Source organism: Streptomyces longisporoflavus (assembly GCF_014649775.1).
GTDB classification, from domain to species: Bacteria; Actinomycetota; Actinomycetes; order Streptomycetales; family Streptomycetaceae; genus Streptomyces; species Streptomyces longisporoflavus.
In genome coordinates, this window is sequence record NZ_BMTR01000135.1 from 1 (window position 1) to 635 (window position 635).

Annotated in this window: 2 pseudogenes; both read left to right on the forward strand. The window is 64.7% G+C overall.

Going from position 1 to position 635, the window contains the following annotated elements:
• Nucleotides 1-430: pseudogene (locus tag IE226_RS43740) on the forward strand (2-oxoacid:acceptor oxidoreductase subunit alpha); the annotation flags it as partial.
• Nucleotides 423-635: pseudogene (locus tag IE226_RS43745) on the forward strand (2-oxoacid:ferredoxin oxidoreductase subunit beta); the annotation flags it as partial. The pseudogenes IE226_RS43740 and IE226_RS43745, both read left to right, overlap by 8 nt.

A 635-nucleotide genomic window follows, 5' to 3' on the forward strand; every position in this document is an offset into this window, starting at 1 on the left:
GGACGGCACCGGCAACATCTCCTACGACCCGGCCAACCACGACTTCATGGTCCGCACCCGCCAAGCCAAAATCGACGGAATCCAGGTCCCGGACCTTGAAGTCGACGACCCGACCGGTGACGCCAAGTTGCTTGTTCTGGGCTGGGGTTCGACCTACGGCCCCATCACCGCTGCGGTACGCCGCCTGCGCGCGGTCGGCGAGAGTGTCGCGCAGGCCCATCTGCGCCACCTCAACCCCTTCCCGCGGAATCTGGGCGAGGTCCTGAAGCGTTACGACAAGGTGGTGATTCCCGAGATGAACCTCGGACAGCTCGCCACACTGCTCCGCGCCAAGTACCTCGTGGACGCGCACTCGTACAACCAGGTCAACGGAATGCCGTTCAAGGCCGAGCAGCTCGCCACGGCTCTCAAGGAGGCCATCAATGGCTGACACGAAGACCGAAGGCACCGGGAGCACGATCGAAGCGCTTTCCCTGGTGCCCAAGGCCGAGGCCAAGCAGTCCATGAAGGACTTCAAGTCGGACCAGGAGGTGCGGTGGTGCCCGGGCTGCGGGGACTACGCCGTCCTGGCGGCCGTGCAGGGCTTCATGCCCGAACTCGGCCTGGCCAAAGAGAACATCGTCTTCGTCTCCGGC